This window comes from Muribacter muris (assembly GCF_001038205.1).
GTDB lineage: Bacteria > Pseudomonadota > Gammaproteobacteria > Enterobacterales > Pasteurellaceae > Muribacter > Muribacter muris.
This window is the reverse complement of sequence record NZ_JWIZ01000108.1, coordinates 1-3,926: the sequence shown is the minus strand read 5'-3', so window position 1 is coordinate 3,926 and position 3,926 is coordinate 1. Positions and strand designations below refer to the sequence as shown.

Annotated in this window: 4 protein-coding genes; 1 reads left to right on the top strand and 3 read right to left on the bottom strand. The window is 45.8% G+C overall.

What is annotated here, in order from left to right:
• Positions 1-177: 177 nt before the first annotated feature.
• On the bottom strand, positions 178-1,023 hold the full coding sequence (locus RO21_RS11745) for an MBL fold metallo-hydrolase (RefSeq protein WP_047977968.1): 846 nt from the start codon (positions 1,021-1,023) through the stop codon (positions 178-180).
• 167 nt (positions 1,024-1,190) lie between these two features.
• Here RO21_RS11745 and RO21_RS11740 point away from each other — a divergent pair, with 167 nt between their 5' ends.
• Positions 1,191-2,132 carry a GlxA family transcriptional regulator gene (locus RO21_RS11740; RefSeq protein WP_047977967.1) on the top strand — a complete coding sequence of 314 codons (942 nt, stop codon included), beginning with the start codon at positions 1,191-1,193 and terminating at the stop codon, positions 2,130-2,132.
• 57 nt (positions 2,133-2,189) lie between these two features.
• Here RO21_RS11740 and RO21_RS11735 read toward each other — a convergent pair whose 3' ends face one another.
• Complete coding sequence (locus RO21_RS11735) at positions 2,190-2,669, bottom strand: nuclear transport factor 2 family protein (protein WP_047977966.1); 480 nt, start codon at positions 2,667-2,669, stop codon at positions 2,190-2,192.
• A gap of 4 nt (positions 2,670-2,673) precedes the next feature.
• Positions 2,674-3,744: an MFS transporter gene (locus tag RO21_RS11730; RefSeq protein WP_047977965.1), complete on the bottom strand. Its 1,071-nt coding sequence runs from the start codon at positions 3,742-3,744 to the stop codon at positions 2,674-2,676.
• Positions 3,745-3,926 lie beyond the last annotated feature (182 nt).

Genomic DNA, 3,926 nt, shown 5'->3' with positions numbered 1-3,926 from the left:
CATTTTAACAGAATGTAGGGACACACTGCGTGTGTCCTTTATAAAAATCAAATTATTTCAATAGGTTAAAATCCGGACACACGCAGTGTGTCCCTGCAAGTGAATAAAAAACAACTTTGTGCAGCTGCTACATAATATTGCAAATTCTCGCCTAAATTTGACCGCTTGCCGTCAATATTAGAATGTTAAAACTTCACCTTCTTTCGGCACGGCAACACGATCTTGCATTGCTTTTTCTTTCACTAAAGCACGAATTTCATCACTGCTGACGGTTGCGTGGTTCACTGCATCCATATGCACGGCAACGATCTTAGCCGGTGTAGTTTGATAGGCTTTTACCACATCGTCTTTACCCATAATCAAACTGCCGTTAAAACCGGTAACCCGCGCGTAACCTGTGTTCATCACCAAAACATCGGGTTGATAGGTTTTCAAGGCGTGATCAACGTGGTATGTCCAAATGGTATCGCCAACAATATACAGGGTTTTCTCCCCGTCAGTTTGGAATACTACGCCCATTGCATCGCCTGCCAATTCCGCTAGCGGATTGGTAGCATACATTTCATCCGTGCCGTGCTGACCGCCGGTTTTCGTCAGCTTCACCTTGCCAAACGGGGTGTTTTTACCAACCACTTGCACATTTTTGAAGCCTTGATTGCGTACAATCACCGCATCGCCTGCATTTTGGACGAAAATAGGCAGATCTTTCGGTAGCATCTCTTGGGCGGCTTTATCCCAGTGATCCTCGTGGGTATGGGTTAAAATTACCGCATCAACGCCTTTGATTACGTTCTCCGCCGGCTCTGCCATATCAATCAACGGGTTACGTTTTTCGCTGTTGAACGTGCCTTCAAAACCGGCGTACGCCCCTTTTTTCGCTAAATACGGATCAACAAGAAAGGTGCTGCCGCCGTACTGAATTTTTACAGTAGCGTTGCGAACGTGTTGATAGTTGATTTCGGCATTAGCAAACGTACTCATCGCTAAACCTAAAGCCAAAAGGGCGGTTGTTTTCATCTTCATTTTGTTGCTCTCCAAAATTTTATTTTACAAAAATGTGATTTCATCTGACCGCTTGTCAGATTTGATGGCTATTATAGTGAGCCGCTAAAACGTGAAAAATTGACTTGTTAATCAAAAAACGCAAGAATTGGGTCAATTTTACGTCCCCTGAATAAACGGATAAATCAATGCTACCGAAAGTCGTGATGGTACTTTACCCCCATTTCAGCCCTTTTCATTTAACCGTACCGCAAATGGTATTCTCCACCAAGGTGGACGATAAAGCGTTGTTTGAATGGCAAACGGCGGCGGTATCAACCGATTGGGTACTCGGAGAGGGGGGCTTTGCGGTACGTCCCGATGGGGATTTGGCATTGTTGGCGGCTGCGGATATTATCGTGATTGCCGGTTGGCACGACATCAACCAACCACCGGAGCTGGCGTTAATCAGCGCCTTGCAATCGGCATATCGGCGGGGGGCGACTCTTGTGGGGCTTTGCTTTGGTGCTTATGCGTTAGCCTATGCGGGTCTGTTGGACGCTAAATCCGCCTCGACCCATTGGAGTGCCGAACAGGATTTTTGCCAACGCTTTCCCTGTGTGAAGTTAGACAAAAATGCGTTGTATGTGGAAGACGATCGGCTGATTACTTCCGCCGGCACGGTGGCGGGGCTGGATTGTTGCTTGGCGATTGTACGCCAATTTCACGGGGTCAAAATTGCCAATAAATTGGCACGTTTGTTGGTCGTCGCGCCGCACCGTTCGGGCGGGCAAGCCCAGTTTATCGAGCAGCCGTTACCCCGCAAAACCGCTAATCAGTCAATCAACGAGTTGTTGGATTACCTTCGCCAAAACCTCGCCGCCGCCCATACGATAGATGCCCTTGCCGAGCATTTGTCAATGAGCCGCAGCACTTTCACCCGCCATTTTCGCAAAGCCACAGGCACATCGGTCAATCAGTGGCTGATCGACACTCGAATGCAACGGGGGCGGGATCTTCTTGAAAGCACAACATTAAGCATTGAGCAGATCGCTGCTCAAATCGGCTTACAAGCCAGCGCTTTCCGCCACTATTTCAAAGTTCAGCATCAAATCACCCCGCAACAATGGCGAAAAGTGTTTCACGCATAACCATAACGGCTGCAAGCGGTAACTTCGCCATCATAATCTGCAAAATGCTATTTCGGGTTACTCCTGCCGTGCCGCTTTATCTTGATTAATCCACATTCGGGTAATTTGGCGTTGCCCGTTCACCATTTTGGTGCGGAAATACATTTTCAGCCTAAGTGCTTGAATATTTTCCCCAAAGAATGAACCGCTAAGTTGGTAAGTGGCGGTCAGCCGATCCTTACCGATGGGCAGCACTTTGACTGCCGTCAGCATTTGGTAATACACATCGCCGTTTTTGAGGTTATGCAACCACTCGTGTTTAGTTACCCGCTCCCTTTTTCGATTATGAATTAAAGTCAAAACAAATTCATCGGCGATCAGGCGTTCTAATGCTTGGTGATCTTGCGTCTCAAGGGCGGCGACTAATTGTGCGTAAAGCGTTGCCAATGCCGCCTGCTCCGCCTCCCGATTACGCATATCGTACAATGCCGGAAAGACGGCGACCGCACTCACCGTTAAAGACAATAACAACGAAAAGAAAATATGACGTAATTTCATTGAGTTACCAAATCAAAAAGACAAAAGGGATAGCATTCATCACCAAAGCGGTTGTGCCTGCCAGCACCAATTTTGATGTGCCGAACAGTAAGCCTTGATTAACGCCTTTATCCAATTTAACCAACATATTTGCCATTGCCGTATTCGCAAACAGGCTGACAAACGCAAAAATCCCCAAATACAGATAAGCGGTTGCAAATGAAAGAAAATCAATCACATAAAACCACGGTACGATTAACGCAATCACCAATAACGGCGTGATATAGGTTAATTTCACCACACCAAAATCCAATTTGCGAGAAAAGCGCCCTTGAAATAACACCGCAATGAGATTATTGATGAAAAAGGCGATCGGCACTGATTCGGGGTGATCGAGTAAGTTACTGAAAATATACGGGAAAATCACATAGAAAGATGTCCCCATCGCCAAAGGAATGAATAGCAATAAATGGGCAAAAACAAACCGCTTGTTCAATACCTGTTTAATGTAGCGAAATTGAAACGGGCTAGAACGCACCTTACAAGGCATCGCTTTCACCGTAAACAGCATAAATATCAGCATTGCCACTTCAATCGCACAACTCGCCCAAATCAGCATTTCCGGCATTTGACAATGCAAAAACGGCAATGCAAATAAAGGGGCAAACATTGACGCCAAACTTTGAATACGCAAAAATTTCCCCTGTGCTTTGGCTTTATCGTGGTAATTGTCTGCTGCGGTGGCAAGTAACAACGCCCGTGCGTTTGTGCCGAACAGGGTGCTACCGAACCCAAAGCAAAAGGTGGCTAACAGTAATAACGGGTAGTGATCGGTCATCACCAACAAAATATAGGCAAGAGCGTCCATTGCGCAGCCGAGTAACATCATTTTCGTGCGCCCGAAGCGATCGCCCCACAATCCGGCAAACAGTGAAAAGGCTTGGCTGGCAAACACCAGTAGCGAAAAGGCCGCCGCGATTTGAGCGGTTTCAAAGCCTTTATTGGTTTGTAAATAAATAAAAAAGACGCTCTGCATTGCCGTGTAAGCCAGTCCGGAAAAGAAGCGTCTCCATAAAATGACAGTTTGAATATTCATTTATTATTCTTATTAAACAAACAAAAAGAAAGAAAGTTAGAACAGTTTGCGTAATCAAAACGAGCGGTCGGTTTCGTCAGATTTTTTCAATATTATGTAGCAGTTGCACAAAGTTGTTTTTTGTTCGCTTGTAGGGGCACACTGCGTGTGTCCGGATTTTAACCTATTGAAATAATTTGATT